Raw genomic sequence first — 25,566 nt, 5'->3', positions numbered from 1 at the left:
TCCGGGCACGACGGTCGCCAGTGCGCCGCCACCGCCAGAGCAACCCCGGTCAGGCCGCGCCGCCTTCTTCCGCTCGTCCACGCCTCCGTAGCCCAGGCCAGAGGCCGGCCCGGCCGGTCCGCGTCGGCGGATTTCGCGGAGGCGTCCGTGACGGCGGAGGGCTGCTGGCGGCGCGCGGATTCGCGGTCCCCGACCGCCGGGGTCCGGCCGCGCACTCTGGCCGAGGTGTTCGCCTACGCCGAGGCCGAGGGGATCCGGCGGCGGATCGACGGAGCCGAGACCCAGGTCCGCCGGCCCAAGACCAACCGGCCCGGACGGCGGGCCTTCGTCTCCGGCAAGAGGAAGCAGAACACCATCAAGACAACCATCATCAGCGACGGTCAGGGACGTCTGGTGTGGTCGGGTGCGGACCGCCCGGGCCTGATGCACGACCAGACCGCGATGCGTACCGAGGGCATCGCCGAGCAACTCCGGCTTCACTCGAAGCTGACAGCCGAGGTCGACGAGGGTTACCGAGGGCTGGCGAACGAGCTTCCCGACCAGGTCAGCGCCCCGCCGAAGAAGCCGAAGAATGACGCGCCGCTCCGCGAGCAGTACGCCTGGAGGGAGAGGCGACGGCGGCAGTCCTCGGATCGGATCTGCGTCGAGCACGCCAACGTCGAACTGCGGCAGTGGCGCCCGCTCCAGCGCTGCACCGGCCGACGCGAGGACTACGCCGAGGCCCATCGTGTGATCGCTTCATTGGTCTCGGAGGTCGTTATCCTCAGCGCCGAGCGGTAACCGAGGGGCGAAGACGAACCGGTGTCGGCCCTCCACGAGCTCAACCGCATGCGGCTGGTTCGGTGCGGAGGCGCGTGGTCGCCAGGTTTCTGGTTGCTCCCTCTGACCGAGTCGGGCTGGCTCGTCTCATGAGTTGATCTATGAGGCGTTCGGATTGCATCAAGGGGCCGTGAATCCATGGCCAATGAAGCGAACGTGCGGTTTTCCTCTGCCTACGCTCCCTGGGTGAACTGATCTCACGTGGCTTCAACATGGGGACTGCGATGGCGCACGAGCATTTTTCGATACATCCCGAGCCGGTCACGGCTCTGGCAAAGGACTTCACGTCCTCTTCCGACCATCTGGACGACCGCATCAGCGCTTTCGCCTCGCGGGCGGAGAACGTGGACGACGCCTTCGGCGTGATGTCCGAGTCCACCGAAGTCCTCTCCCAGTACGTGGAGATGACCCGTCACACGGTGATGTCCTTACGGCAGCTGAGCGCCGGGCTGAAGAACTACGCCACGGGCCTGGACCGCACGGTTGCCACCTACCACGAGTCCGATTCCGCGCAGGCGCAGCAGTTCGGGGGGAAGTGACATGACCGGTCAGCAGCAGGAACACCAGCCGCAGATCGAGAAGAGCTTCAATCTGTTCAACCCCGGCGGGGACCCGTCCGTCCTGCGGGCCTGCGCCGAGGCGTGGCGGCACATGGCCCACGACCTGAAGACCACGATCGAGACCCAGGACCATGAGGTCGCCTGGCTCGGCGACAACTGGACCGGCGCCGCCGCCGACGCCTTCCACGCGCACTGGGCGCACACCAGGGGCCAGGTGGAGAAGGCGTTGCCGCACTTTGAAACCGTGGCCCATCAGCTGGACACCACCGCCGATGCCATCCAGAAGGTCAACGAAGAAGTCCACCGTGTGGTCGAGGAGGTCCTTGCGACGGTGGCGATCGGCATCGGCCTGTCGGTGCTGACCGCGGGCTTCTCCGACGCCCTCGCGGCGGCCGGGGCGGAGGCGGAGATCGCCGAGGCGGCGGGCGAGGTCACCAAGCTCGGACAGCTCCTGATCAGGATCGCGAAGGTGCTGGAGACGGTCAAGACGGCGATGGAGGACAGCAAGCTGGTCAAGTTCGCCGTCGAGTTCGGCAAGAACCTGGATGCCAACTTCATCGGTAACGCCGGCGGACAGATGCTGACTGGACAGAAGGTCACCTGGGGCCAGGACTTCCAGGACGCAGCCGTCGCCGCAGTAGCAGGAACGGGAGTCACTGAGGCCGGGGCCAGGGTCGGGGACAAGATCGGCAGCTGGGCGGTGAGCACTGGGGATCACGCGGCCGGAAAGGCGTGGGCCCCGGGAAAGACCATCGCCGCAGCACTCAACCAGCAAAACCTGGGGGGCAGGATCGCCATGGGCGGGCTGGGCAGCGCGGGCGGGCAGGAAGCGGCCGATGGAGTGGACATCGCCCAACACAACGGCACCAAGCATGCTTCCGACCTCTTGCCCGACTTGGGGACCAGCTTGCTGACCGGGAGTGCTGCGGGTGGTGCCAACCACCTTGGCGAGAGGATTTACGAGCCCGGCACGGGCCAGCACCGTGCCGACGGCCCGGACCCGATGTTCCACCCGGGACAGCAGGTCAGCATCGACGGCATCATCTACGGCGCGGGCAACGCCATCGAGTCCGACCTGGAGAACTGACAGGCAGTGTTCGAGGTCCGTAAGAGCATCAGGCGCTACCGGGACGACCCGGCCTGGACGTACCGCAAGAAAGCCCGGGACTATCTCGCCACGTTCGATCGCGGCGGCTACCCCTTCAGCTTGGGCCCCCAAGGCAACGGGATCCGCGACCTGCTTCAGGGCAATCTTCACGGCCAAGAGGTGTGCCTGTTCCACCTCAATGCCTGGAGACGCACAGGCGGCAGCAACCGGGCAACCGTCGCGCACAAGTTCTCCGTGGCCGTACTTCCTCTGCGCCGCGTGCTGCCGGCCACCGCTTTCACCAGCAGCCGCCTGTCATGGTGTGCACAGGAATGGAATCTTCCTGCACTTCCTCGCGATGCAGGCCGATCCACGGACCTGCCCGACCTCGGCACCCATCGGGTCGACTGCTGCTCGGTGGACCCCGCCTTCGCGGCCCTCATCAACACCTACGCCATGGAACGGCTCATGCACAAAGCCTGCATGGGGTGGCGTATCGAGGAAAACCGCATGATCGGGTGGACACAGGGCCGCAAGACCTACGAGGAACTCCTCTCCCTCGCCGAGACCCTGGCGACCATCATCAGCGACTTCCCCGAACAGGCATGGCGCTGGCCGGGGACGAGAGGCACCTCACCACGAGACCGGGGCTGACAGCCCTGGAACACCGTGTTGGCCGGTACGGCCAACACGGTGGCCAATCAGCGGCGAGACTTCGGGTGCACGTCGCGAAGGACGAGTCACTGGATGACGATCTAGCCCGGGTTGCGGACGGCGTGATCGCAGGCAGGCGTCATAGCGAACTTCACTCGCTCTGGCTCAGGCCGAACTTCTCCGCATAGGTGAGACGAAGCGCATGGCATCCCCGGATTCAACCCGTCGTCGCAACACAGACGCAAGACTGCGGCAACAGGGTCTCCTCGGTGCTCGGATGGCTTCGCAACCCCGAACTACTACCGCCGTGCTGCCGCGATCACCGATCAAGAACCTCATTCGAACTGACAACCCCGTTGATCGGTAAGCGGAAGAGTTCTGAGAGAGACGGTGGGTGAACTCGTGTCGTGACGTTCCCTCCGGAGGACCATGAGCACATCCTGCGTCTGATCCGCCGGACAGAATCTCAGCAGAGTCCGGCGCCCTCGCGAGGGAGCGGGCCAGATCAGTGGTGTCAGCCGTCAAGAACCCAACTGCTGGTGCCTGTGCTGCCGGCGCATGTCGGATTTCTCTCCGGTCCAATGAGAACGGTCAGCCGAAACGATCTGCTGGCCGCCCATTCCACCAGCACCCGGTGTCCGGCACCGGCGACGGCCACGGCCACCGACGTTGCTCCTGCTGCACTCCGCGGACCGGACGCGCGACTACTGGCTCGGCGGCAGTGAAAACTTCGCTGCGGCCGAGTTTTCTTGGGCGGCCATGTGGCGTGCTCCAGCCTGGTTGGATCTGTCCGGGTCCTCGGTTGTTTCGGTCACCTCAGCTGTTGTCACTGCCACGGCGCTGGTTCTTCAGCCGTGAGCCGACGCCGAAGGCGACGACGCCCGCGACGAGAATGCCCGCGGCCGGCAGAATCAGGCCCGCGGTGTCCTGGCCAGTGTTCGCGGTGGTACCCCTCCCCGTACCGTGGGTCGCGGATCCCGTCGGCGCGGAGCTCCCTGCGGAGGGCGCACCGGGCGTCGCGCCCGGGGACGTCGTGCCCCCGGTCGTGCCCGAGGTGCCGGACGTGGTCGAGCCAGTCGTCGTTCCCGTCCCTGTGATCTCGAACGACCCCACGACCGGGTCTTGTCCGTCGTTCAGCGTGCACTGCGCGTTGGCCGTGCCCAAGACGTCGCCGTTCGCCTTCCTCCCGACGACGTGCACGCCGATGTCGCCGACGGTGATCTTTCCTCTGCCAGGCTGGCTGAACGTGAGGGCAGGCGCGGCGCCGGTCGCCGTGACGTCAAAGGAACCAGAAGCCGGGACGCGGGTCTTGTCGATGCCGAGGGGCACCTTGATCTGGCTGTCGCCCTCCGGCGCGACCACGCCGATCTTCGCGTCCACCCTGCCCTCAACGCTCCTCACACCGATCGAGTGGAGCTTTGGCGTGAGGTCCGCGTCCACCGTCGTCCCCGCATCGATGGCGAACCTCTGGCTGGACTCGCCGACCGCGACCGACGCCGGGATATCCGCGTCGATCTTCGCCGTAAAGGGCTGAGGGTCGAGGAACGGAACTTTGCATGTGTACTTCAGCGTGAGCGAAACCGGTTGGGCGGACGCGCTTCCAGCTCCGGAAATCCCCATGACTCCGACGGCGGCCCCTAATGCCGTCACCATCCCAAGGGCGAGCCTCACCCTTGGCCTTCCCATCCTGCGCTTGGCAGACATATGCCACTCACCCCCGTGAGTTGTTCCGCTGCTTTTACCCATCGGTATGCCGCTGTTGGGTGACCCGGGATATGCGGCTGTCGGGTGTCCCCGGTATCAAGACGCCCCTTTCGTCGCGGGCGGTTCCGGGTCTGGTTCCGGGTCTGGTTCCGTATCGGCCGTGCCCGGCGAATAACGTGATGGGCCAGAGTGGTGCTGTGCCTTGAAGAGGCAGGTCAGATGGTCTTCGAGCCGAGCATGACGGAATTGGTAGACCGCGCCGGCCCGGCGCAACACACCTCGCTGATGAGCGTCTTCCAGGAAAGCGATCACCGCCCAGGGCAGTCGGCCTGTGAGCGGCAACCATATACGGGCCAGTGCCACCCACTGGCCCCAAGCGGTGAAACTGAGCCCGTATCCGAGCCCGCCCCCGAACGCCGCCGTGAGCCCGAACACGAGGCCGCCCAGGAGCCCGCGGAGGGGGCCGTACCCGAGCCAGGCCGGGAGTCCGCGGACGGGCCCGTACCCGAACCCGAAGACGAGCCCGGCCGGAAGCCCGAGCACGAGCATCCACACGAGCATATGGAAGACCACATTCCTGCGGTTCGTGCTCAACAGGTCCGAGGCACTCACCTCGGATTCAGTGTCAATGGGAACTTCGAGCCAGGCCATGATGCCGAGGACGAGTCCGGCCCCGAGCCCGACCTCAAGCGGGAACAGGAGCCCTCCCACGAGCCCGCCACTGAGTCCGTCGTCGTACCCCAGCGGTGCTACCACGCACCTGTCCATGAGCTCCAGCACGAGCGCGGCCGCGCCCCCGAACCTGAGTCCCAGAGTGAATCTGGGGATGAACTTGGCACGCCTCTCCCTGCTCCTGCCGAAGACTTGTATGCGCAGGCGCGACGGCTCAACTGGCGAGCCTCTGGAGGTGAATCCGTATACGAGTCCGAAGGCCAGCCCGGCGACAAGACCGTGCAGGAGCCCGACCATGAGCCCCCGCGTGATCGCGAACCCGAGCCCGTTCGACGTCGCGACCAAGTCCACGGGCAGGTTCTGGACGGCGGTCGTCACACCGAAGGCCAGTGCCGCCAGGAACCCGACCACGAGAATGCGCGAAGAACGGCTCGCAGTGGTGCCTAGTTGCCACCAGGCGAGGTTGTGGGTGTCGAGTTCTTTGAGATGTGCGGCGAGATAGCCGAGCCAGCGCTGGGTGCGTTCGGGCGTCCAGTGACGGTGGCGGCGGTGACTGGTGCCACGGCTGGTCGGCAGGGACTTGTAGACGGCGGGGATGAAGTCTGCCAGGAGATGGGCTTCCAGGTCCTCGCGTGTCGCGAACTCCAGGAACGTTGTGGGGTCGCGCCCGGTCCCGCGACAGATGGCGCCGGCCAGGGCGACCATCAGCGGGGAGGTGAGCACCGCGGCGAGGTTCGCTGCGCCCGGGCTGCACGGTTCTTCGCGCAGCCGGTGCAGGGCCGGTTCCCAGATGGACGTGTCCTTGCCGTTCCCTCTGACCAGTGGGCTGGTGCGACGCAGGTAGTCGGCATAGTCGTCTACGGTGAGGTCCTCCAGCTCGATGACCGCGGCTCCGGTGAGCACGCGGGTTTTCACGCCCTGGCTGTACTCCTCCTTCACGGCCTGGCTGTATTCCTCGGGACGGCTGGTGAGCAGCAGCGGCCTGGTGGTGAGGTTGAGCGCTTCGAGCGCCGCGCCGTACAGGCCGCTTGCGATCTCGTCGAAGCCGTCGAGGACAGGGAGGATCCTGTCCTCGTCGAGCAGGACGTCGGCCAGTGTCCCTCCACGCCCGACTGGAGCTGCCAGGAAGGGGTGGTCGCGCACCAGTTGGCTGCACAGCCAGTCGTCCAGTGACTCGGTGGCCGGGTCCCATGACCCCAGACCGAAGATCACCGGAACCCGGTCGCCGGGAACGCGGTCGCTCAGGCAGTCGAGGACGAAGTGCCGGGTCAGGATCGTCTTGCCCGACCCGGCCCCACCCAGCACCACGAGCCGACGGGACGGAACGGACCTGTACACCCCCACGATCCCGCGGAGGTGGCCGTCAAGGGGGAGGGGCCCTGGGTCCGCCCCGAGCGGGGCCAGGCGGATGTTGGCCCAGTGATCGAACACATTCCGACGGGTACACCGGAAACGCACGTCGAGCCGCAATGGGTCGTGCACCTGCTGCTGCCGCTCCTCGTCACGCCATTGCATGTGTACCTCGCGCGCGAGTTCCTTGGCCGATTTCTGCACCTCCGGCGCACCGTGCGGCTCTGGCAGGTCCGGCGACGGCGGGTGCGGCAGGAGCGACGGGGGCGGCTGCTCCCTGAGTTCGTAGGCGGAGCGCGGCAGGCCGATCAGATCGTTGAGTTCGCTGATCTGGGCTGGAGTGAGGCGTCCGTACCAGCGTTTTACCTGGCTCGCCGCGAGCCTGCCCCACCCGTCGGCGCGATGATGCTCGCTGACCACGCCGATCACGTACCCGCCGCACCACACCGCGGCCCCCGACATCCCCTCCCAGGGGGAGCGGTCCGGCTCGGGGGCACCCGGAGGGTCTGCAGAGATCTCCAGGCTGCCCGCACGCAGGTCCGACCATGGTGTGGTTGTGGCGAGCGCGTGGTGAGAATCCCGGAACCGCCTGGGAGCTTCAGAGGCCGGTGAAGCGGTATCGGCGCGCAGTTTGAACAGGGGGAAGCCCAGTGCTTCGCAATCCACGCGCTGTGTGATGCGGGCGAACTGCACCCGGGCGACCTCGGCGGCGCATGATTCGCCGGTGCTCTCCCGGCTCGTGATCTTGAGTACCGCGATATCCACGGCAGAGTCCGCCCAGACCGGCTCGCCGGGTAACTCCGCTGTGCCGCCGTCCTCGGTGATGAAACGCACCACCACTGACATTGCGTCAGTTACCACATGAGCGGCTGTGAGCACCGCGTCCCCGCTCACCCGATAGCCCGACCCGAGTTGCACCGGGCCCGCGCGGGGCGTGGTGATGATCTGGACCGCTCGCCGTGGGTCAAGCCCGCCCAGATCGGACGCCATGTCGTCCGCAGAACTCACCGCTCGTCCGGGGCGGCGGACCCGGAGATGTACGGCGGATTGCCCGACCCGGTGAGGGTCGGCTGCAATGCAAGTGTGATGCGCTGGGCCGATGTGGAGTTCACCGTCGCGTCCCCACCGGACTCCACCACCCAGAACCGTACCTTCGCCCCCGCGTGCCCGGTTCGCTCCAGAGCGACCGATACCTCCAGTTCGATCGTCCCCAACTCGAAGCGCAGTGAAGCACCCTCCGCCGCGGCGATCGCCTGCTCCAACTCCTCCCGTAGATCCCTGATCACACTGGCTAACTCGATCACTCCACGTCCCTTCGTCGAGACCATCAGTAACCGAGGACTGTAGTCCTGTGATGCGGTGCCGGGTAGTGCGATGTGGGCTCACAGGCGGCAGATCTCCGGCTCGGCGGTACCGGCTCATGGGCACGGTGCTCGACCGCGAGATCAGCGCCTGGCTGGTGGCGGCAGGGTCTCGTGGGCCCACACGAGCCGGCGCGAACCCGTCTGATGTGCCTCCCCTGACTCATAGGCGTCGCGGACGAGGGCGAACGTGACGGGTGTCGAAGGCCGTCCCCGAAATCGCCCTACGGGAATGCTCGTCCGGCCGAAGCGTGACGCCGATGCCACGAGAGAGGCGGAAAGGAGCAGCCGCGGAACTGCGGTTCGGCCACTGCCGCATGGGGGTGCCGCCGAGGGGCGCTAGGCAAGCGGGAGTTGGACGACAGGGTCTGGCCAGGTGCCCGCGCACCTCGGTGACACGCTTACGGTTCCGCACCACGGCGGATCGCCCGTCGGCCCTTCCCCTGCCGCTTCCGCACCATGACGGGGAGCCACCGGGCAGCCAACTCGCTCCCGTACCCTCCCGACACCACGCGAACCCACCCAGCCCAACGCACTGACCTGCGTAAACTCCAAAAAGGCAGCTATTGATCCCGCCCGGACACGAGTGCCCGCAGCAGCGACGGATCCGCGTCGACGAGGCTGCTCACCACGGCCCGCCCACGCGCCGGAGGTATCGGCACGGCCGAGGGCACTGCCAGCACGCGGCAGCCGGCCGCTTCGGCGGATGCCACCCCGGTGGGAGAGTCCTCCACGGCGACGCACGCGTGGGGCTCGACGCCGATTCGCCGGGCGGCTGCGAGATACGGGTCGGGCGCGGGTTTGGTACGCGGAGTCTCGCCTGCGGTGACCGAGACGGCGAACCGGCTCGTGCCCAAGCTGTGCAGCACCTGGTCGGCCACGCTGCGCGGGGACGCGGTGACCAGGCCGACCGGCACTCCCTCGGCGGCGAGCGCGTCGAGCAGGGTGAGGGCGCCGGGCAGCGGGCGCAGATGTGCGGAGACGAGTGCGGCGAAGCCCTCCTCCAACGCCTTACCCAGTGCACCGACGGGCCGCGCGCCGCCGGTGACGCGGTACAAGTGCGCCGCGGTGTGCTCCACTGCCTGGCCGAGCACTTCGGGAACATCCGCGTCGGAGAGTTCGTAGCCGAGCTCCGCCGCCTCCTCCCGGACGGCCTGCCCCCACAGTTCCTCGGTGTCCACGAGGGTGCCGTCCATGTCGAAGAGGACGGCCTGCAAGGGGTGTTTGTGGGGGGTGTCAGCGGACACTGGGTCCTCTTTCGGTCGTAGCGGTCGTCGGGCGGGACTGGTCAGGCCGCGCGGGCGGCGACGAGGACGGGGCGGTCGGGCAGGCTGACGGTCACGGGCGAGCCGGGCGGAAGGCCGGCGGCGGACTCGGTGGGCAGGTCGGCCTTGACGGACGTACCGTCGGGCAGCGTCACGGTCACGCGGGTGACGGCGCCGAGAAAGGCGGTGGCGACGACCCGGGCCTGACCGGCCGGGTCGTTGCCGAGCCGCACCGCCTCGGGCCGTACGAGTACATCGACCTCACCTGCCGCCGCTTCGGGCGCCTCGCCGTCGAGAGGCAGCCGGCGGCCGAGCACCTCGACGGTTCCGCTGTCGACGACGCGGCCGGGGATACGGCTCATGGTGCCGACGAACTCGGCGACGAAGGCGGTGGCGGGCCGGGCGTACAGCTCGGCCGGCGTCGCGCACTGCTCCAGCCGGCCGCCCCGCATCACCGCCACGCGGTCGGCCATCGACAGGGCCTCCTCCTGGTCGTGGGTGACGAACAGCGTCGTGATGCCCAACTCCTGTTGCAGGCGCCGGATCTCCTCGCGCAGGGTGAGCCGGACCTTGGCATCCAGGGCGGACAGCGGCTCGTCCAGCAGGAGGACGCGCGGGCGCAGTGCCAGGGCCCTGGCGAGGGCGATGCGCTGCTGCTGGCCGCCGGAGAGCTGGTGCGGATAGCGGCTGCCGTGGTCGGGCAGGCCGACCAGGTCGAGCAGTTCGGCGGCGCGAGTGCGGCGCGCGGCCGTCCGCACCTTCCGCATGCGCAGCCCGAAGGCCACGTTGTCCAGGGCGTTCAGGTGCGGGAAGAGGCTGTAGGACTGGAAGACCATGCCGGTGTCGCGGCGGTGCGCCGGGATGGTGGTGACGTCCTGGCCGTCGACGAGGACCTGGCCGGAGTCAGGGCGCTCGAAACCGGCCAGCATGCGCAGCGCGGTGGTCTTGCCGCAGCCGGACGGGCCGAGGAGGGCGAGGAGTTCGCCCGGGTGCACGGTGAGATCGAGGCCGTCGAGCGCGACGGTGACACCGAAGGCGCGGCGCAGGGCACGGAATTCGACGGTGGCTCCGGCCACTTGGGGCCGGAGGCCGTCCGCGTCCGCGGTCAGGGCGGCGGTGGTGTGGGTGTCGGTCATGGGGCCGGTCACTCCTCGGTGGTACGAGCGGTACGAGCGGTACGACGGGGGTTGGCGCGGCGTGCGGCACCCCGGTGGGTTCCGCCGCTGAAGGAGACCAGGGCCAGCAGCAGCGCCCAGGTGATCAGCAGGCTGAGCACGGACACGGCGACGGACAACTGTGCTTGCGAGCCACTGACGTTGACGATCCACACGGCGAAGGGCTGGAAGCCGAGCAGCTGGGCGACGGTGAACTCGCCGAGCACCAGCGCCAAGGTGAGGAACGAGGCGTTCAGCAGCGCGCCGCGGAGGTTGGGCAGCACCGCATGCACCAGGGCGCGTGGCCAGCTCGTACCGCAGCTGCGGGCGGCCTCGGTCAAGGTGCGGACGTCCACGGCCCGCAGTCCGGCGTCCAGCGCCCGGTACACGAACGGCAGCGCCATCACGGTGTACGCCAGGACCAGTACGACGGGGAAGGACGGGTTCTGGATCGCCACCAGCGTTTGGAAGAACGGGGTCGAGGCCAGGTGCTCGGGCCCCCACTTCAGCACCGTGCCGATCCCGGCCACCAGGGCGATCGGCGGTACCACGAGCGGCAGTGAGCAGACGACCTCCACGACCGGGCGGAGCCGGGGGGCACCCAGCCGCAGGGCGACCATGGCCGGGACCATCAGCACCAGCACCACGGCGATGGTGGCGGCGGCGAGTTCCAGCGAGAGCAGCAGGCTGGAGGTGAAGCCGTCGGCGCGGAAGATCTGGGTGTAGGCGTCGAAGGTGAGCCCCTTGCCCGGTACGTCGACCGTGAAGACCACGGAGGCCGCCAGGGGCACCAGGAAGTACACAGCGGCGCACGCGAGGATCGCGCCGCGCCACAGCCGCGGGCGGCGGGCGCCCACACCGCGCAGCATCGGAGTCGTCAGTCGAGCCATCGTGCGCTCCGTCGTTGCAGTGGCAGGTATACGGCCATCACCAGGCAGGCGACCGCGACCATGTCCAGGCTCATGGCCAGCGCCACGTTCTCCTGTCCGACCAGCACGTTGCCGGAGATGGCGTCCGCGATCTGGAGGGTCACCAGCGGGACGGAACTGCCCACCATGGCCGCGGCGGTGGCGTACGCGGCGAAGGCGCTGCCGAAGAGCAGGACCAGACCGCCGAGCAGCGAGGGCGCCAGCACCGGCAGGGCGATATGCCGCCAGTACTGGGCGCCGGTCGCGCCGTTGTTCTGCGCCGCCTCGCGCCACTGGGAGCGCAGTCCGTCCAGAGCGGGGGTGACGGTGAGCACCATCAGCGGGATGAGGAAGTACAGATAGGTCACGGTCAGGCCCCAGAAGCTGTACAGGTCCCACCCGTCGCGGGCCAGGCCCAGTCGGCCGGTGAGCACACCGGAGTTGCCGAGCGTGGCCACGAACGCGAAGGCCAGCGGCACGCCGCCGAAATTGGCGAGCACTCCGGAGGCGGTGAGCACGGCTTCCCGCAGGGCCCGGAAACGGGAGGTGACCACGGCCTGGGCGAGCAGCAGGCCGAGCACGGCCGCGATACCGGCGGAGACGGCGGAGAGCTTGATGCTGCCGAGCAGAGCGGTGAGGTAGGCGCCGTGCAGGGAGGCGGTGAAGTTGGCCGTGGTGTACGAGGTGGCTCCGGTGGCCGGGTCCTTGGCCGTGAAGGCGCCGCCCAGCATGGCCAAAGCGGGGGCCCCGAAGCTCAGTGCCACGAAGGCGAGCAGCGGGGCCACCGCCAGCCACCCGGCCGGGCGGCGGCGCCGTACGGGGACGGCGGCCGCCGCAGCGGTGTCGGTGGGAGTGGTCATGGACGACGTCACCCGGAGACGGCCTTGCCCCAGCCCTGGCCCAGGACCTGCTTGCCCTTGGCCTGCTGCGCCTCGGTCGGGAACTTCGGCGCGCCGGTGACCTCCGGCAGCTTGGCCGCGGCGGCCTTGTCCAGGGTGCCGTCCTCGTCCATGGCCGCCATCAGCGCGGGACGGGCAGAGCCCTTGAGCCACAGGTTCTGGCCCTCGGCGCTGTAGAGGTACTCCTCCCACAGGCGGGCCGCGGCCGGGTGCGGGGCGTCCTTGTTGACGGCCTGCGAGTAGTACTGGGAGAACTGCCCGTCCTTGGGGACGGTGACCTTCCAGTCCACGCCCTTGCTCTTGAACTCCTCGGCGTAGCCGGCGTTGAGGTAGTCCCAGTCGATGCTGATCGGCGTCTCGCCCTTCTCGACCGTGGCCGGAGTGGACTCCACCGGGGTGTAGTTGCCGTTCTTCTTCAGCTTGGCGAAGAAGTCCAGACCGGGCTGGATGTCGTCGAACGAGCCGTGGTTGGCGAGCGCGGCCGCGTAGACGCCGCCGAAGGCCGAGCCGGACTTGGTCGGGTTGCCGTTGAGCGCGACCTGACCCTTGTACTGAGGCCCCCGCAGCTCGGCGAACGTGGTCGGGCACTTCTTGACGCGCCGGGCGTCACAGCCGATGGAGATATAGCCGCCGTAGTCGTTGTACCAGCGGGCCTGGGCGTCCTTCTGCTGCGCCGGGATCTTGTCGAAGGCGGCGACCTTGTACGGGGCGAGCAGGCCCTGCTGGGCGGCGCTCAGCGCGAAGGAGCTGCCGAGGTCGACGACGTCAGGGGCGCGGTCCTGGCCCTTGCGGGAGGTGATCGCGTTGATCTCGTCCTGGCTGCTGCCGTCCGGGTTCTCGACCTTGACCTTGATCCCGTACTTCTTCTGGAACCCGTCGATCAGGGCGCCGTAGTTGGCCCAGTCTCGGGGCAGGGCGATCGCATGAAGCTCGCCCTCCTTCTTGGCGGCGGCGACCAGGGCCTTTATACCGCCGACGTCCTTGGCTGACGTGGCGGTGCCCGCCTTCTCGGTTCCTGCGCCGCCCTGTGCGGTGGGGGCGGCGCCGCAGGCGCTGAGGGTGAGTGCGGCGACGGCGAGGCCGCCGGTGAGGACTGCTGTCCTGGGGAGGGCTGCTGTTCTGAGGGACAACGTGGTCACAACGTCTCCTGATGTGTACCAGTGGCAAGAGGGGGGGCGCCAACAACTTGTCTGAACAAGTCGGCCTCAGTAGGCACGGCCTTCCTTGCGCGAAGATGAACACCGGAACAACCCTGCGGCGCCATCCAGAGACAGGTAGCCCCCTGTGACCAGGGGCACAGCGCACCCGAAGGCGGTGGATGACCATGGACCCCCGTCGCGACGACAACCGGAAGCCTGGGTCGGCTACGCTGCCGACACTGCGCACTGTGCGCAGTTGTCCATTGACCGCGGACAGTTGACCGAGGACGGTTGACCGACGACAGGGGGCCCCGTGGCGGCACGGCACGAGCAGATAGCCGAAGAACTCCGGCAGGCCATCGACCGCGAGCAGTACACGGTCGGCGCCCGGCTCCCCTCGGAGGCAGAACTCGCCGCCCGGTACGACGTCTCCCGCGGCACCGTACGGCAGGCGGTCGCCACGCTGACGGCAGAGGGCCTGATCGGCTCGCGGCAGGGCGCCCGGCGCGTGGTCCTGGCGAGCAGACGCAATCAGAGCTTCGCCGAACTGCGCAGCTTCGCCCAGTGGGCGCAAGCGATGGGCCGCACCGCATCGGGCACCGTGTTCTCCTCCGAGCGCCGCAGGGCGACCGCGGAGGACACGGTGCGGCTGCATCTTCCTGACACGGCCGAGGTGTTGCACGTACTGCGCGTACGCGGTCTGGACGGGGAACGTGTCCTGCTGGAGCGCACGGTCTACGCGGACTGGATCGCCTCGGCCGTCGAGGACATCGAGCCGGACTGCACCTCGGTCACCCAGCGACTGTACGAGGCCACCGGGCTGGTGTTCAGCTACGGCGAGCATCTGATCGATGCCGTGGCCGCGGGCACGCGCGACGCCGAACTGCTCGGCGTCCGTCGTGGCAGCCCACTACTGCGGGTGCGCCGGGTCACCACCACGCACACCGGCCGTCCCGTCGAGTGGTCCGACGACCGCTACCGCCCGGGGTCGGTGAGCTTCTCCGTCCACAACTCGGTCGGCGCCAACCCCCTCACACGGCGACCGGCAGAGCCTGGGACCGCCTGACCCGCGGGAATCCACCTCCGCGCCCCAGTGGCACGCCTGCCGAGAAGACACCTCCCCGACACCTCGGCTTCTCTCCGATGCCCACACCTGGTACCCGCCCCCGGCATGGTGAGTCCCAGCAAGCGCCACCGAGAGGAAACGCCGACCATGCCCGACCACCTCGACGCCGCCACACCCCACGTCCTCGTCGTCGGTATCGACGGGGTCCGGTACGACCTGCTCCAGGAGCTGCCGACCCCGAACCTCGACTCCATCGCCGAAGCCGGCTTCCTGGCACCCATGGAGGTGGCCCCCGGAACTCCGACGATGTCGGGCCCCTGCTGGGCCACCATCGTCACCGGCGTCGGCCCTGCCAAGCACGGCATCTGGGGCAACAACTTCTCCGGCAACCGGCTCGACGCCTTCCCCGACTTCGCAACCCGCCTCGCCCAGGTGGACCGGCGACGGACGTTCGTCGCGGCCGGCTGGGAGCCACTGATGATCCAGCACGGCGGCGGACCCCTGTTCAAGGCCCCGAGCCGGCTGTCCTTCATCGCGCCCGCCGCCGACACCCCCGAAGCGTGGAACGACTGCGACGAGCAGGTCACGGCCGAGGCGGTCCACGTCCTGACGAACTCCGACCCCGAGGCTTCCTTCGTCTACCTCGGCGCGGTGGACGAGACCGCTCACTTCCTGGGGTGCGGACCCGAGTACCGCCAGGCGGTGCTCCGCGCCGACGAGCGTCTCGGCCGCCTGCTCGCGGCCGTCCGCAACCGCACGGCGTATGCGGGCGAAGCCTGGACCGTCATCGTCGTCACCGACCACGGCCACGTCGACGACGGCGGCCACGGCGGAGACACCGTCGAGGAGCGCACGGCCTGGGTCGCCTGCGCCGGACCACAGATCGCACCGGGACAGCCCGGCGGCTCCATCCGTCATCCGGACATCGCCGCCCAGGTCTACACCTCGCTCGGCCGCCCCATCGACCCCCACTGGACCCTGGACGGCAGCCCGTTCCCGGCCGCCCGGCCGGCCGAACTCGCCATACATCGGTGACATCACGCACCGATGCGCCCGGCGTCCAGGGCCCTCCCGGCCCGTGGCTGGACGGGGGCCGCACAGGCGGCGAGGGCGGAGACAGCCGTGCCGGTGCACACGGTGCCGAGATGGGCGGCGGCACCGGATACGGCAGGAAGCCGACGCCGACGGACAGGGCGGCGGTCGCAGCCGCCAGAGCTGCGGCGGGCGTGAAAAAGGCCGGGTCGATCAGGCGCCGGGCCAGGTTGAGGACGGTCTGGCGGGTGCGGGGCAGGGGGCGTAAAACCAAACTGCAACCAGGGAGCGGTACGTTCGGCCACCGCCCGATGCTGGGGTTGGACGGCGCTGGTCAGTCTGCCGAGCGCGTCGCAGCGATGGCAATGAATCCGGCATCGGCATACGACAGCACTGTTGCCCCTCCCGCTATGTGCAGGAGCACGTCGATCGAACCCGGCCAAGCGGTCCTTGCCTGCGATGGGGCCGGTGGTTGCGCCGCACGGAGCGGAGCGGGCTCGGGCAGCCGGCTGGTGAGCTGATGCGGCTGCCGAAGTCGAATGACGGTGCCGGCATTCGACTTCGGCAATCTCGGCCGGGTGCATTCTGCGCGGGCCTAGGGGACAAGCGGAACGGACCGGCGCCGAGCTCCCCTGCGTCATTCCCAACTCACATGAGTGCGGGGGCGGGTGGGAGTCGGGCGCCGGTCCGGGGCGCGGGGCGGGTCAGTGCCGGCGGAATTCCTCGGCGACCAGCAGTGCGGTGTCCGGGTCGTCGGAGAACAGGCCGTCGATGCCGGTCGCGAAGAGCGCCTTGAAGTAGGCGAGCGAGTTGCCGTAGTCGCCCGGGTTCTTGCCGACCTGGAAGTCCAGCGGCAGGAAGCTGTTCTCGTTCCGCACGGTGTACGGGGTGAGGAACAGTCCCGCGGCGTGCGCGTCGCGGACGAGGGTGGTGGGCTTGCCGAGCTTGCCCTTGTCGTCCTGCGCGATGATCTGCGGCAGCCAGGGGCCGATGCCCTGGGCGAAGCCGGCGATCCACTTGAGCCCCTCGGGCTTGAGGAGGTCGGCGGTGGTGCGCGGGTCGCCGGACTCGACGAAGTCCGCCGGCCTGACGGACGGCTCGTCGAGCAGGACGACCTTGGGGCACTTCACGCCCAGTGCGCTGAGCCGCTGGAGGCTGCTGGGCTCGAAGGACTGCAGGATGTTCGGAGCGTGCGCGGTGTGCCGGCCGTAGCGGCGCAGCAGCTTGGCGAGCGGTTCCTCGATGCCCAGGCCCAGCTTGCGGAAGTAGGTGGGGTGCTTGGTCTCGGGGAAGATCCATATGGGCCGGCCGCGGCGGCGTCCCTCGCGCTCGGCCCACTGGAGGACCTCTTCGAAGGTGGGCACCTCCCAGTGGCCGTCGTACATGGTGTTGTGCTGGCGGACGTCGGGGATGCGCTCCTTGGCGCGCAGGGTCTTCAGCTCGGCGAGCGTGAAGTCCTCGGTGAACCAGCCGGTGATCTTCTTGCCGTCCACGGTCTTGGTGGTCTTGCGGCCGGCGAACTCGTGGTGGTCGGCGACGTCGGTGGTGCCGGAGATGTCGGGCTCGTGCCGGCAGACCAGGTGCCCGTCCTTGGTCGGGACGAGGTCACCTGCCTCGATGACGTCCGCACCCATGTCGAGGGCGAGTTGGTAGGAGCCGAAGGTGTGCTCCGGGCGGTAGCCGCTGGCGCCGCGGTGGCCGATGACGAACGGTACGGGCAGCTTCGCGGGCCGCCCGGCGGGCGTCGGCTGGTCTGCCCGGTCCGCCGGCCTCGTTCCCGCCGCGTTCGCCTGTCCCGCTCCGGCCAGTACCGCCGCTCCGGCACCCAGTGCCGCGGCTCCCAGTACCTTCCGCCGCCCCGGCTCGTGACGCTTGTCCATGCCCGCGCTCCTTGCTCTGTGTCGGGCCCCGCGCTACCCGGTGGAGATCCGGGCATTTCAGGGTTTTCCGGTCAACATGCTCCGGGAGACCACTTCGCCCGTCTCCCGGAAGCGCCTCGATCGTAAGCACGGACGGGTGACGCAATGGAGACGCGGGGGGTACTCGCCCATTCCGTGCGGCTGCGGATGCTCACGCTCATGTGGCCCGGACCGATGTCCGCCGCCGAACTCTCCCGCGAGATGGGCATCTCGCGGGGGTGCGGGGAACGTAGTCCGCGGAGAGGGCGTAGGGCACTTCGCGGCGTACGCGCGGGTCGGGATGGCCGGTGTAGCGGAGGCCGATCGCGTCCTGGCCCGGAGGGTCCTGTCGTCCGGCTGCTCAACAGTGCGGGCGATCAGGTCATCGACGGGGGCAGGATACGGAAGGCCCACTCCAGCGAGGTCAGGATGGCGCCGTGCCCAGCCCGTACGACGAGGCCGCCGAGTGAGACCTGGTCGACCCAGTCGTATGCGCCGTCCTGAACCCGGCTCGTCGCGGCCGGACTCGGCGCGTCCGTCCTGCGCCGCAGCTCAGATGCTGCGCGACGGTGCGGGCGGTGAACGCGGCCGGAGCCGGGTCACGAGCTGGACGCCGGCCCGTCCGCGCCGTACCGGAGGCCGTCGAGGAGCAGGTCGAGGAGGCGCCCGGCCCGTTCGCGTTGGTCGGGAGCGCTGGTGATCAGTGCGACGCCGGCCAGGCTGAAGCCGACATCGAGGGGGTCGATGTCCGGGCGCAGGAGACCGGCGTCGGCGCCGGCGTGCAGCAGGGTGCCGAGCGCGGTGCCGAGCTTGTCGAGGGTCTCGGCGAAGGGGTCCGCACCGGATGCGACCGCGGCCCGCAGCGCGTCCGCCATGCCCTGCTTGGCGGCCAGGTAGTCGATGAAGTCGTCCATCCACAGGCGGATCGCCCGGTCCGGCGCATTGTCGGCGAGCAGCTTCGCGGCGCTGTCACAGACGCGGGCCAGCTCGTTGCGGTAGGCCGCCTCGACCAGCGCCTCGCGCGTGGGGAAGTGGCGGTAGAGGGTGGCCGAGCCGACGCCCGCGGCCTTGGCGATCGTGTCGATCGCGACGTCCGCGCCCTTCTCGGAAAAGGCGCGCACGGCTGCTTCGAGGATGCGTTCCCGGTTGCGGCAGGCATCGGCGCGCAACACGCTCGGCTTGGTGGTCAAGGCTGCTCCGTTCATCGGGGGACCAGTCTAGCTGGACAACCGGGGAGTTCCCCGCTTACCGTTTCGGATAACTGGGGAACTCCCCGGTTACGGGTGTCGGCCCGCGTTGTGCTCCCCAGGCAAGGAAGACCCTCATGACCTCCCCGAAGACGGTTCTGATCACCGGTACGTCCTCCGGCATCGGCCTGGCCGCCGCCATCGGCACCGCCCGGGCGGGCTGGACGACCATTGCCACCATGCGTGACACCGGCAAGGCCGAGGCCCTGCTCAGGGCCGCCGCCGAGGCGGGTGTCGCGGACCGGATCCAGGTCAAGCGCCTGGACGTGACCGACTCCGCCGGCATCACCGCCTGCCTGGACGAGGTCGTCGCCGAGCACGGCCGCCTGGACGCGCTGGTCAACAACGCCGGCGCCGCCCAGGTCGGCACCATCGAGCAGAGCAGCGTCGACGACGTCCGCGCGGCCATGGAGGTCAACTTCTTCGGGGTGGTGGCGGTGACCCGGGCCGCCCTGCCGCACCTGCGCGCGTCGAAGGGCCGGGTGATCACCGTCACCAGCGTCGGCGGCGTCGTCGGCCAGCCCTTCAACGAGGCGTACTGCGCGGCCAAGTTCGCCGTCGAGGGCTTCATGCAGTCCCTCGCGCCGGTCGCCGCCACCGTCGGGGTCGATGTCACCGTGGTCGAGCCGGGCGCGGTGGCGAGCGAGTTCGTTGCCAATCTCGGCCTGGACGTCCCGACGCTGCTCGCCGCCGCCGGGCCCTACGGCCCGGCGCTTGAGGCCTACATCACCCGCACCCGGCAGTCGTTCGGCAACGCCCAGACCCCGGCCGAGGCAGCCGCCCCGATCGTCGACGCCCTGACCGTCACCCGCCCGCCCTTCCGCGTCCAGACCTCGCAGTGGGCCCGCGACTTTGTCGCCACCACCCTCGCCGACCTCGACGGCTCCGCCGTCCAGACCCTCACCGGCACCTGGGTGCGCTGACCGCCCCGCCCCGCGACCTGGTGGGTGCACTGCCGACGCCGGGCGCGGCGGCCGCCCAGCATTCCCGCCCGTCGGCGCCACACCACCGCCGTGCCCCGCCCGACCGGCGACCGGCGCCCGGCCACACCCCGTCCGCCATCCCCGGCACCAAGCGCCGCCGCTACCTGGAGGAGAACGTCGCCGCCACCACCGTGACGATCACCGATGAGGACTTGGCCGCCATCGAAGCCGTCGCCCCACACGGCATCGTCTCCGGCGACCGCTACGCCCCCGCGCTGATGCAGAACCTCAACGGCTGACACTCAGGGCGTGCCGGGAAAGGCAGCCCCGACGACCCCCAACCGTGCGGTGTCCCAGCAGCTCGCCCCGCCGACGCCGCCGCACCGCTCCACGCGCAAGGAATGGCGATCATGACAGCACAGCAGCCCATCGGCTCCGGCTTCGGGGCGCACAGCACCGCGACCGAGGTCCTGGCCGGCCTCGACCTCACCGGAAGTCTCGCCGTCGTGACCGGCGCCGGCTCCGGACTGGGGCTGGAGACCACACGCGCCCTGCGGGGTGCCGGCGCGACTGTCGTCGTCGCCGTCCGCCGCCCGGAGGCGGCCGCGGAAGCCTTCGACGCAGCAGACCGGGTCGAGGTGCGCCGGCTGGACCTGGGCGACCAGGCCGGCGTGCACACCTTCGCGGACGAGTTCCTGGCAAGCGGCCGCGGCATCGACATCCTCATCAACAACGCCGGCGTGATGGCCCTGCCCGAGACCCGCCTCGGACCCGGCTGGGAGGCTCAGTTCGCCACCAACCACCTGGGCCACTACACGCTCACGAACCGGCTGTGGCCCGCACTCGCAGCCGACGGCGGCGCGCGCGTGGTCGCGCTCAGCTCCTCCGGACACCGCTACTCGCCGATCCACTGGGACGACGTCATGTTCGAAAACGAATACGACAAGGCCGTCGCCTACGGACAGTCCAAGACCGCGAACGCGCTGTTCGCCGTCCACCTCGACGCCCTCGGCCGCGAGCACCAGGTGCGGGCCTTCGCTGTCGCCCCCGGCGCCATCATGACCCCGCTCCAGCGGCACATGACGCCGGAGGAGATGATCGCCTTCGGCTGGATCGACGACCAGGGCAACACCGCCCCCGGCTTCAAGACCCCCGAACAGGGCGCCGCCACCCAGGTCTGGGCGGCCACCTCCCCGCAGCTGGCCCACAAGGGCGGCGTCTACCTGAACGACTGCGACATCGCCCCGCTCTCCCAGGACGACGCACCCGGAGTACGGCCCTACGCGGTCGACCCCGAACAAGCCGCACGCCTGTGGACCCTGTCGGCACAGCTGACCGGCACCAACGCGTTCGCGAGCCGGTGACACGGCGGGAAACGACACTCCGTCAAGAAACCTTCGTTGACGTATGAACGCGGGTGGTCGCCTCCGTTGAACGCGGGTGGTCGCCTCCGTGATCCTGGCCGGCTGACGAAGCTGTTGCTCTCGGGCGGGCGCCGAGGCGCCGGGTGGATACGGGCCCGCTCGACACGCCGCCCGAACCAGCGATGGCACCACAGGTGTTGCAATCGCTGGACTCGGTCTGGAAGCCGTCGGGCAACGCCTTGAGCCGGATCAGGCGGTGATCGAGTGCTGACACCCAGCCGCGTTCACCGATCAGCGGCCAGCACTGCCGCGAGACCCTCTTGCAGGTCCTTGACGAAATACTCGGGAACCTCCAGCGCCGGGAAATGTCCCCCGGTTTCGGGCTCCCTCCATCGGACGATCTGTCGGTACCGCTCCTGAGCCCAGGGGCGCGGACACTTCTCGACGTCGCGGGGATACATCGTGAGTGCTGATGGGACGTCGACCCGAAGTTCGGGATCGAGCGAGTTGTGGCTTTCGTAGTAAATGCGGGCCGCCGATGCGCCGGTCCGCGTCAGCCAATACAGGGTGACGTCGTCAAGAACGCGGTCTCTGGAAATCGTTTCGAACGGGCTGTCTTCGGTGTCCGACCACTCGGCGAACTTGTCAAGGATCCAGGCAAGAAGCCCGACCGGTGAGTCGACGAGCGAGTAGCCGATGGTCTGCGGTCGGGTCGCCTGCTGCTTCGCGTACGCCGCGCGGTGGCGCCAGAAATCGCGGGTTTCCTCGGTCCATTTGCGCTCGACCGCCGTCAGCCCGTCCGTTGTCAACCCGGGCGGTCCCTCCGCGAACGTGGTGTGGATGCCGAGAACGTGCGCCGGGAACCTGCCGCCGAGAACCGTGGTGATATTGCCTCCCCAGTCGCCGCCGTGGGCCACGAACTTGCTGTAGCCGAGCCTTCCCATCAGTTCCACCCATGCGGCCGCGATCTTTTCGGTTCCCCACCCGGTGGTGGACGGCTTGTCGCTGTAACCAAAGCCTGGCAGCGACGGGACCACGACGTGGAACGCCGGCGCATCTGCGTCTTTCGGATCTGCCAGCTCGTCCACTACATCGATGAACCGAGCAATGCTGTCCGGCCAGCCGTGCGTCAAGATCAGCGGAGTGGCATCCGCGCGTGCGGACCGGCGGTGCAGGAAGTGGATTCCCAGATCATCAATGGTCGTGCGGAACTGGCCGATCCGGTTGAGGCGCGCTTCGAACGACCGCCAGTTGTACCCGGTGCGCCAGTAGTTCACGACGTCGACGAGGTCGGCGAGAGGAACGCCCTGTTCCCATCGGCGAGGGTCGGGCGCGGCGCGATAGACCGTCTCGGCCTCCGGTAGCCGCGCCGCGGCCAGTCGCGCGCGCAGATCGTCGAGGTCAGCGTCAGTTGCGTGGACTTCACATGCTTGCACGTCGCTGGTTGGGCGGGGCATGAGACCTCCTGGCCATCGCGGAACCGGCTACGACCTGTCGCGAACCGGCTAAGACGGTTCTAGCAGGCGTCCGAGCCGCGCTGCAACCAGCTAAGGTGGTTCCATGCGTGCTGAGTTCCCTGACTTCCGCCTCGGTAACGTGCTGGCGACCAGCTTCACGGGGACGCTCTCGGAGCGTCATGGCAATGCTGTGGAGCGCATTCCCACGCCGCAGCGACTCATCGACTGGCTGGCAGTGAACGGCCTCGCCGTGGATTCCTGCACCACTGCCCAGCTCGACCTCGCTCGGGAACTGAGGGAGTCGATTCACGCCGCCGCGACAGCGGCCGCGATCCAGGACGCTCTCCCTGCATCTGCTGTCCACGTCATCAATGACCGCAGTGCTCAGGGTCGGGCCGCAGCGATCCTGACGCCCGAGGGTAAGCGGCGATGGCGGCTCAGCTCGGCTTCCTGCGTGGAAGATGCCCTCAGCGTGATCGCCGCCGACGCGATCAGCATCATCGCAGGCGAACGAGACGGAAAATTGGCCTTGTGTGCATCACCAACCTGCCAAGCCGCCTTCTTCGACACCAGCCGAAGTCGCACCCGTAAATGGTGTGACATGAACACGTGCGGGAATCGTCAGAAGAAAGCGCGCTTCCATGCCAACCAGCGCAAAAACCCCAGATCGGCGGAGTGATCTTTACCGCTTTGCCTTCGTCGGCAGGTGCTCCTGCTAGGCGTGGTTCTCCTCGGGGATCGCCTGTCGCTCGTCCAGGTCGGCGGATTGGCACTGATCGTGGCGGGCGTAGCGGCTCTGGAACTCGGGACCGTTCGGTAACACCTGCCGCACGAAGTGCAGCCACGCTGCCCGCTGCGCGCAAGCACTTCGCCGGAACGCGAAACCGAGCCGGAATGCCGGGGCGCTACCTACGGGCGACAACGGACACCCCGACCGGCCCAAGTGCGTGCCACCGGCAGTCGCCCGGCAGCCCTCACCCCAGCAGGCGGTCTATCCCGGCGAGCTCCGCCTCCTCGAGCGGCGCCACGTCGAGTACTGCGAGGTTCTGTTCGAGCTGGGCGACGCTGCTGGCGCCGATGAGGACGGAGGTGATGCGTGCGTCGCGCAGCACCCAGGCGAGCGCGAGCTGGGCGAGGGTGTTGCCGCGCTCGGCCGCGGCCTTGTCCAGCGTCCGGAGCAGGGCCAGTCGTTCCTCGGTGAGGGCGGCGGGCTTGAGGAAATGTCCGAGGGCCGCCCGGGATCCGGCGGGGATGCCGTTCAGGTAGCGGTCGGTGAGCCGGCCCTGGGCAAGCGGTGAGAAGGCGATCACGCCGGCACCTGCCTCGGCGGACGCGGCGAGCAGCCCGCTGCGCTCGATTCCGCGGTCGAGCATGCTGTAGCGGTCCTGGTTGACCAGCAGCGGCGTGCCGAGCTCGCGCAGCAGCGACGCGGCGCGCGTCATCTGATCCGGCGGATAGTTGGACAGCCCGGCGTAGAGCGCCTTGCCCTGACGCACCGCCGCGTCGAGGGCGCCGGCGGTCTCCTCCAGCGGTGTCCGCGGGTCGAAGCGGTGCGAGTAGAAGACGTCGACGTAGTCGAGACCCATACGGCCCAGCGACTGGTCGAGGCTGGCCAGCAGGTACTTGCGGGAGCCCCATTCGCCGTACGGGCCAGGCCACATGTCGTAGCCCGCCTTGGTGGCGATGAACAGCTCATCGCGCCACGGCCGGAAGTCCTGGGCGTGGATCCGGCCGAAGTTGGCTTCGGCGCTGCCGTACGGCGGCCCGTAGTTGTTGGCCAGGTCGATGTGCGTGACACCGAGGTCGAAGGCGCGGCGCAGCACGGCCCGTTGGGTGTCCAGCGGGGTCGTGTCGCCGAAGTTGTGCCACAAGCCCAGCGACACCCTGGGCAGCAGCACACCACTGCGCCCGCAGCGCTGGTACTGCATGGCGTCGTAGCGGCCTGCGGCGGCGCGGTAGGGCTCGGGCTTCATGGTGCGGCCTCCTGTCGGGGATGGGGGCGCGGGCGCGCAGGTCGGTGGCGCGCGGTGCTCTCCGCACGGGGGCGCGCGGTGCTCTCCGCACGGGACGTGCAGGAACGGCTAGCATTTCGAGTTCAGTCATAAGGATGGGAGCATTTGTCAGTGCGTCAACTACGCCTCGGGGTCGCGATCTTGACGATGGGAAATCGCCCGCGTGAACTCGGCGCCCTGCTGGAGTCGGTCGCGGCCCAGCACACTCCGGCCGCCCGGATCGTGGTCGTTGCGAACGGCGCACCGCTCCCACTCCTCCCCGACGGCGTCACGGGCGTGATGCTGGCCGAGAACGAGGGCGTCGCGGGTGGCCGGAACGCGGCGCTGGCCCGGCTCCGGGAGTTCGGCGACGTGGATGTCGTGGTCGACCTGGACGACGACGGGCTGCTGATCAGCAAGGACGACTTCTGCCGGGTGGTCGAGCTGTTCGAGCAGGACCGGCACCTGGGGATCGTGAGCTTCCGTATCGCTGACGAACGGGGCCGCACCCAGCGCCGCCATGTCCCGCGGCTGCGTGCCTCGGACCCGCTGCGCGGCGGCTACGTCACCACATTCCTCGGCGGCGGGCACGCTCTGTCCATGGCGATGCTGGACGAGACCGGCGGCTGGCCGGACGAGTTCTTCTACGCGCACGAGGAAACGGACCTGGCCTGGCGCGCCCTGGACGCGGGCTGGCATGTCCTCTACGCGCCGGAGCTGGTGCTACAGCACCCCTGGACGTCCCCGACGCGCCACGCCGTCTACCACAGGATGGTCGCACGCAACCGGGTGTGGCTGGCCAAGCGCCATTTGCCGGCGGTTCTGGTGCCGCTCTACCTGGGCGTGTGGACGGCGCTCACCGTTGCACGTACCCGGTCGCGGGCGGGGTTGCGCGCCTGGCTGGGGGGATTCGTCGAGGGGGTGCGCACGCCCTGTGGCCGGCGGAAGCCCATGCGCTGGCGCACGGTGTGGCGGATGACGCGGCTGGGCCGCCCTCCCGTCATCTGAGTGCTGCC

General features: G+C 69.2%; 23 protein-coding genes. 11 read left to right on the top strand and 12 right to left on the bottom strand.

Going from position 1 to position 25,566, the window contains the following annotated elements:
• Positions 1-147 precede the first annotated feature (147 nt).
• The 4 genes from SNA_RS26415 (at position 148) to SNA_RS26400 (ending at position 3,120) form a co-directional block, all read left to right on the top strand.
• On the top strand, positions 148-780 hold the full coding sequence (locus SNA_RS26415; RefSeq protein ID WP_051877057.1) for a transposase family protein: 633 nt from the start codon (positions 148-150) through the stop codon (positions 778-780).
• A gap of 263 nt (positions 781-1,043) precedes the next feature.
• Positions 1,044-1,358, top strand: a complete 315-nt coding sequence (locus tag SNA_RS26410) for a type VII secretion target (RefSeq protein WP_030063278.1) — start codon at positions 1,044-1,046, stop codon at positions 1,356-1,358.
• Between the two features lies 1 nt (position 1,359).
• On the top strand, positions 1,360-2,466 hold the full coding sequence (locus tag SNA_RS26405) for a WXG100 family type VII secretion target (RefSeq protein ID WP_030063277.1): 1,107 nt from the start codon (positions 1,360-1,362) through the stop codon (positions 2,464-2,466).
• A 6-nt stretch (positions 2,467-2,472) separates the two neighbouring features.
• Complete coding sequence (locus SNA_RS26400; RefSeq protein WP_044367020.1) at positions 2,473-3,120, top strand: hypothetical protein; 648 nt, start codon at positions 2,473-2,475, stop codon at positions 3,118-3,120.
• Between the two features lie 816 nt (positions 3,121-3,936).
• Here SNA_RS26400 and SNA_RS26395 read toward each other — a convergent pair.
• The 8 genes from SNA_RS26395 to SNA_RS26360 form a co-directional block, all read right to left on the bottom strand.
• Positions 3,937-4,824, bottom strand: a complete 888-nt coding sequence (locus SNA_RS26395) for a DUF6801 domain-containing protein (protein WP_157880098.1) — start codon at positions 4,822-4,824, stop codon at positions 3,937-3,939.
• 96 nt (positions 4,825-4,920) lie between these two features.
• On the bottom strand, positions 4,921-7,836 hold the full coding sequence (locus SNA_RS26390; RefSeq protein ID WP_157880097.1) for an NACHT domain-containing protein: 2,916 nt from the start codon (positions 7,834-7,836) through the stop codon (positions 4,921-4,923).
• 14 nt (positions 7,837-7,850) lie between these two features.
• Complete coding sequence (locus SNA_RS26385) at positions 7,851-8,150, bottom strand: trypco2 family protein (protein WP_030063273.1); 300 nt, start codon at positions 8,148-8,150, stop codon at positions 7,851-7,853.
• Between the two features lie 620 nt (positions 8,151-8,770).
• A complete protein-coding gene (locus tag SNA_RS26380; RefSeq protein ID WP_037788501.1) occupies positions 8,771-9,454 on the bottom strand; it encodes an HAD family hydrolase in 684 nt (227 codons plus the stop codon).
• Positions 9,455-9,495: 41 nt separating this feature from the next.
• On the bottom strand, positions 9,496-10,608 hold the full coding sequence (locus tag SNA_RS26375; protein WP_078970212.1) for an ABC transporter ATP-binding protein: 1,113 nt from the start codon (positions 10,606-10,608) through the stop codon (positions 9,496-9,498).
• A gap of 8 nt (positions 10,609-10,616) precedes the next feature.
• A complete protein-coding gene (locus tag SNA_RS26370; RefSeq protein WP_420823513.1) occupies positions 10,617-11,516 on the bottom strand; it encodes an ABC transporter permease in 900 nt (299 codons plus the stop codon).
• Complete coding sequence (locus SNA_RS26365; RefSeq protein ID WP_104532073.1) at positions 11,504-12,394, bottom strand: ABC transporter permease; 891 nt, start codon at positions 12,392-12,394, stop codon at positions 11,504-11,506. The genes SNA_RS26370 and SNA_RS26365 overlap by 13 nt, the downstream gene beginning before the upstream one ends.
• 8 nt (positions 12,395-12,402) lie before the next feature.
• Positions 12,403-13,563 carry an ABC transporter substrate-binding protein gene (locus SNA_RS26360; RefSeq protein WP_030063268.1) on the bottom strand — a complete coding sequence of 387 codons (1,161 nt, stop codon included), beginning with the start codon at positions 13,561-13,563 and terminating at the stop codon, positions 12,403-12,405.
• A 322-nt stretch (positions 13,564-13,885) separates the two neighbouring features.
• Here SNA_RS26360 and SNA_RS26355 point away from each other — a divergent pair, with 322 nt between their 5' ends.
• Together SNA_RS26355 and SNA_RS26350 are read left to right on the top strand one after the other, a co-directional pair.
• Positions 13,886-14,638: a GntR family transcriptional regulator gene (locus tag SNA_RS26355; protein WP_030063267.1), complete on the top strand. Its 753-nt coding sequence runs from the start codon at positions 13,886-13,888 to the stop codon at positions 14,636-14,638.
• Between the two features lie 147 nt (positions 14,639-14,785).
• A complete protein-coding gene (locus tag SNA_RS26350) occupies positions 14,786-15,673 on the top strand; it encodes an alkaline phosphatase family protein (RefSeq protein WP_037788500.1) in 888 nt (295 codons plus the stop codon).
• 701 nt (positions 15,674-16,374) lie between these two features.
• Here SNA_RS26350 and SNA_RS26345 read toward each other — a convergent pair.
• Both SNA_RS26345 and SNA_RS26340 read right to left on the bottom strand, forming a co-directional pair.
• On the bottom strand, positions 16,375-17,550 hold the full coding sequence (locus SNA_RS26345; RefSeq protein WP_030063265.1) for a glycerophosphodiester phosphodiesterase: 1,176 nt from the start codon (positions 17,548-17,550) through the stop codon (positions 16,375-16,377).
• Between the two features lie 617 nt (positions 17,551-18,167).
• Complete coding sequence (locus tag SNA_RS26340; RefSeq protein WP_044367014.1) at positions 18,168-18,773, bottom strand: TetR/AcrR family transcriptional regulator; 606 nt, start codon at positions 18,771-18,773, stop codon at positions 18,168-18,170.
• 119 nt (positions 18,774-18,892) lie between these two features.
• Between SNA_RS26340 and SNA_RS26335 the strand changes: the two genes are divergently transcribed.
• The 3 genes from SNA_RS26335 (at position 18,893) to SNA_RS26325 (ending at position 21,102) form a co-directional block, all read left to right on the top strand.
• Positions 18,893-19,738: an SDR family oxidoreductase gene (locus SNA_RS26335; RefSeq protein ID WP_030063264.1), complete on the top strand. Its 846-nt coding sequence runs from the start codon at positions 18,893-18,895 to the stop codon at positions 19,736-19,738.
• A gap of 20 nt (positions 19,739-19,758) precedes the next feature.
• Positions 19,759-20,037: a hypothetical protein gene (locus tag SNA_RS45050; protein ID WP_030063263.1), complete on the top strand. Its 279-nt coding sequence runs from the start codon at positions 19,759-19,761 to the stop codon at positions 20,035-20,037.
• 108 nt (positions 20,038-20,145) lie between these two features.
• Positions 20,146-21,102 carry an SDR family NAD(P)-dependent oxidoreductase gene (locus SNA_RS26325; RefSeq protein ID WP_030063262.1) on the top strand — a complete coding sequence of 319 codons (957 nt, stop codon included), beginning with the start codon at positions 20,146-20,148 and terminating at the stop codon, positions 21,100-21,102.
• A gap of 284 nt (positions 21,103-21,386) precedes the next feature.
• Here SNA_RS26325 and SNA_RS26320 read toward each other — a convergent pair whose 3' ends face one another.
• Positions 21,387-22,559, bottom strand: a complete 1,173-nt coding sequence (locus tag SNA_RS26320; protein WP_030063261.1) for an epoxide hydrolase family protein — start codon at positions 22,557-22,559, stop codon at positions 21,387-21,389.
• 103 nt (positions 22,560-22,662) lie between these two features.
• Here SNA_RS26320 and SNA_RS40455 point away from each other — a divergent pair, with 103 nt between their 5' ends.
• A complete protein-coding gene (locus SNA_RS40455) occupies positions 22,663-23,238 on the top strand; it encodes a CGNR zinc finger domain-containing protein (RefSeq protein WP_078970209.1) in 576 nt (191 codons plus the stop codon).
• A 295-nt stretch (positions 23,239-23,533) separates the two neighbouring features.
• Here SNA_RS40455 and SNA_RS26315 read toward each other — a convergent pair whose 3' ends face one another.
• Positions 23,534-24,532 carry an aldo/keto reductase gene (locus tag SNA_RS26315; RefSeq protein ID WP_030063260.1) on the bottom strand — a complete coding sequence of 333 codons (999 nt, stop codon included), beginning with the start codon at positions 24,530-24,532 and terminating at the stop codon, positions 23,534-23,536.
• A 150-nt stretch (positions 24,533-24,682) separates the two neighbouring features.
• On the opposite strand from SNA_RS26315, the gene SNA_RS26310 reads away from it, so the two are divergent.
• Positions 24,683-25,558, top strand: a complete 876-nt coding sequence (locus tag SNA_RS26310; protein ID WP_030063259.1) for a glycosyltransferase family 2 protein — start codon at positions 24,683-24,685, stop codon at positions 25,556-25,558.
• The last annotated feature ends 8 nt before the right edge of the window (positions 25,559-25,566 follow it).

The sequence above is a fragment of the Streptomyces natalensis ATCC 27448 genome (genome assembly GCF_000935125.1).
GTDB classification, from domain to species: domain Bacteria; phylum Actinomycetota; class Actinomycetes; order Streptomycetales; family Streptomycetaceae; genus Streptomyces; species Streptomyces natalensis.
Note: the sequence above shows the minus strand (reverse complement) of the source record. Positions and strands in the feature narration are given on the sequence as shown.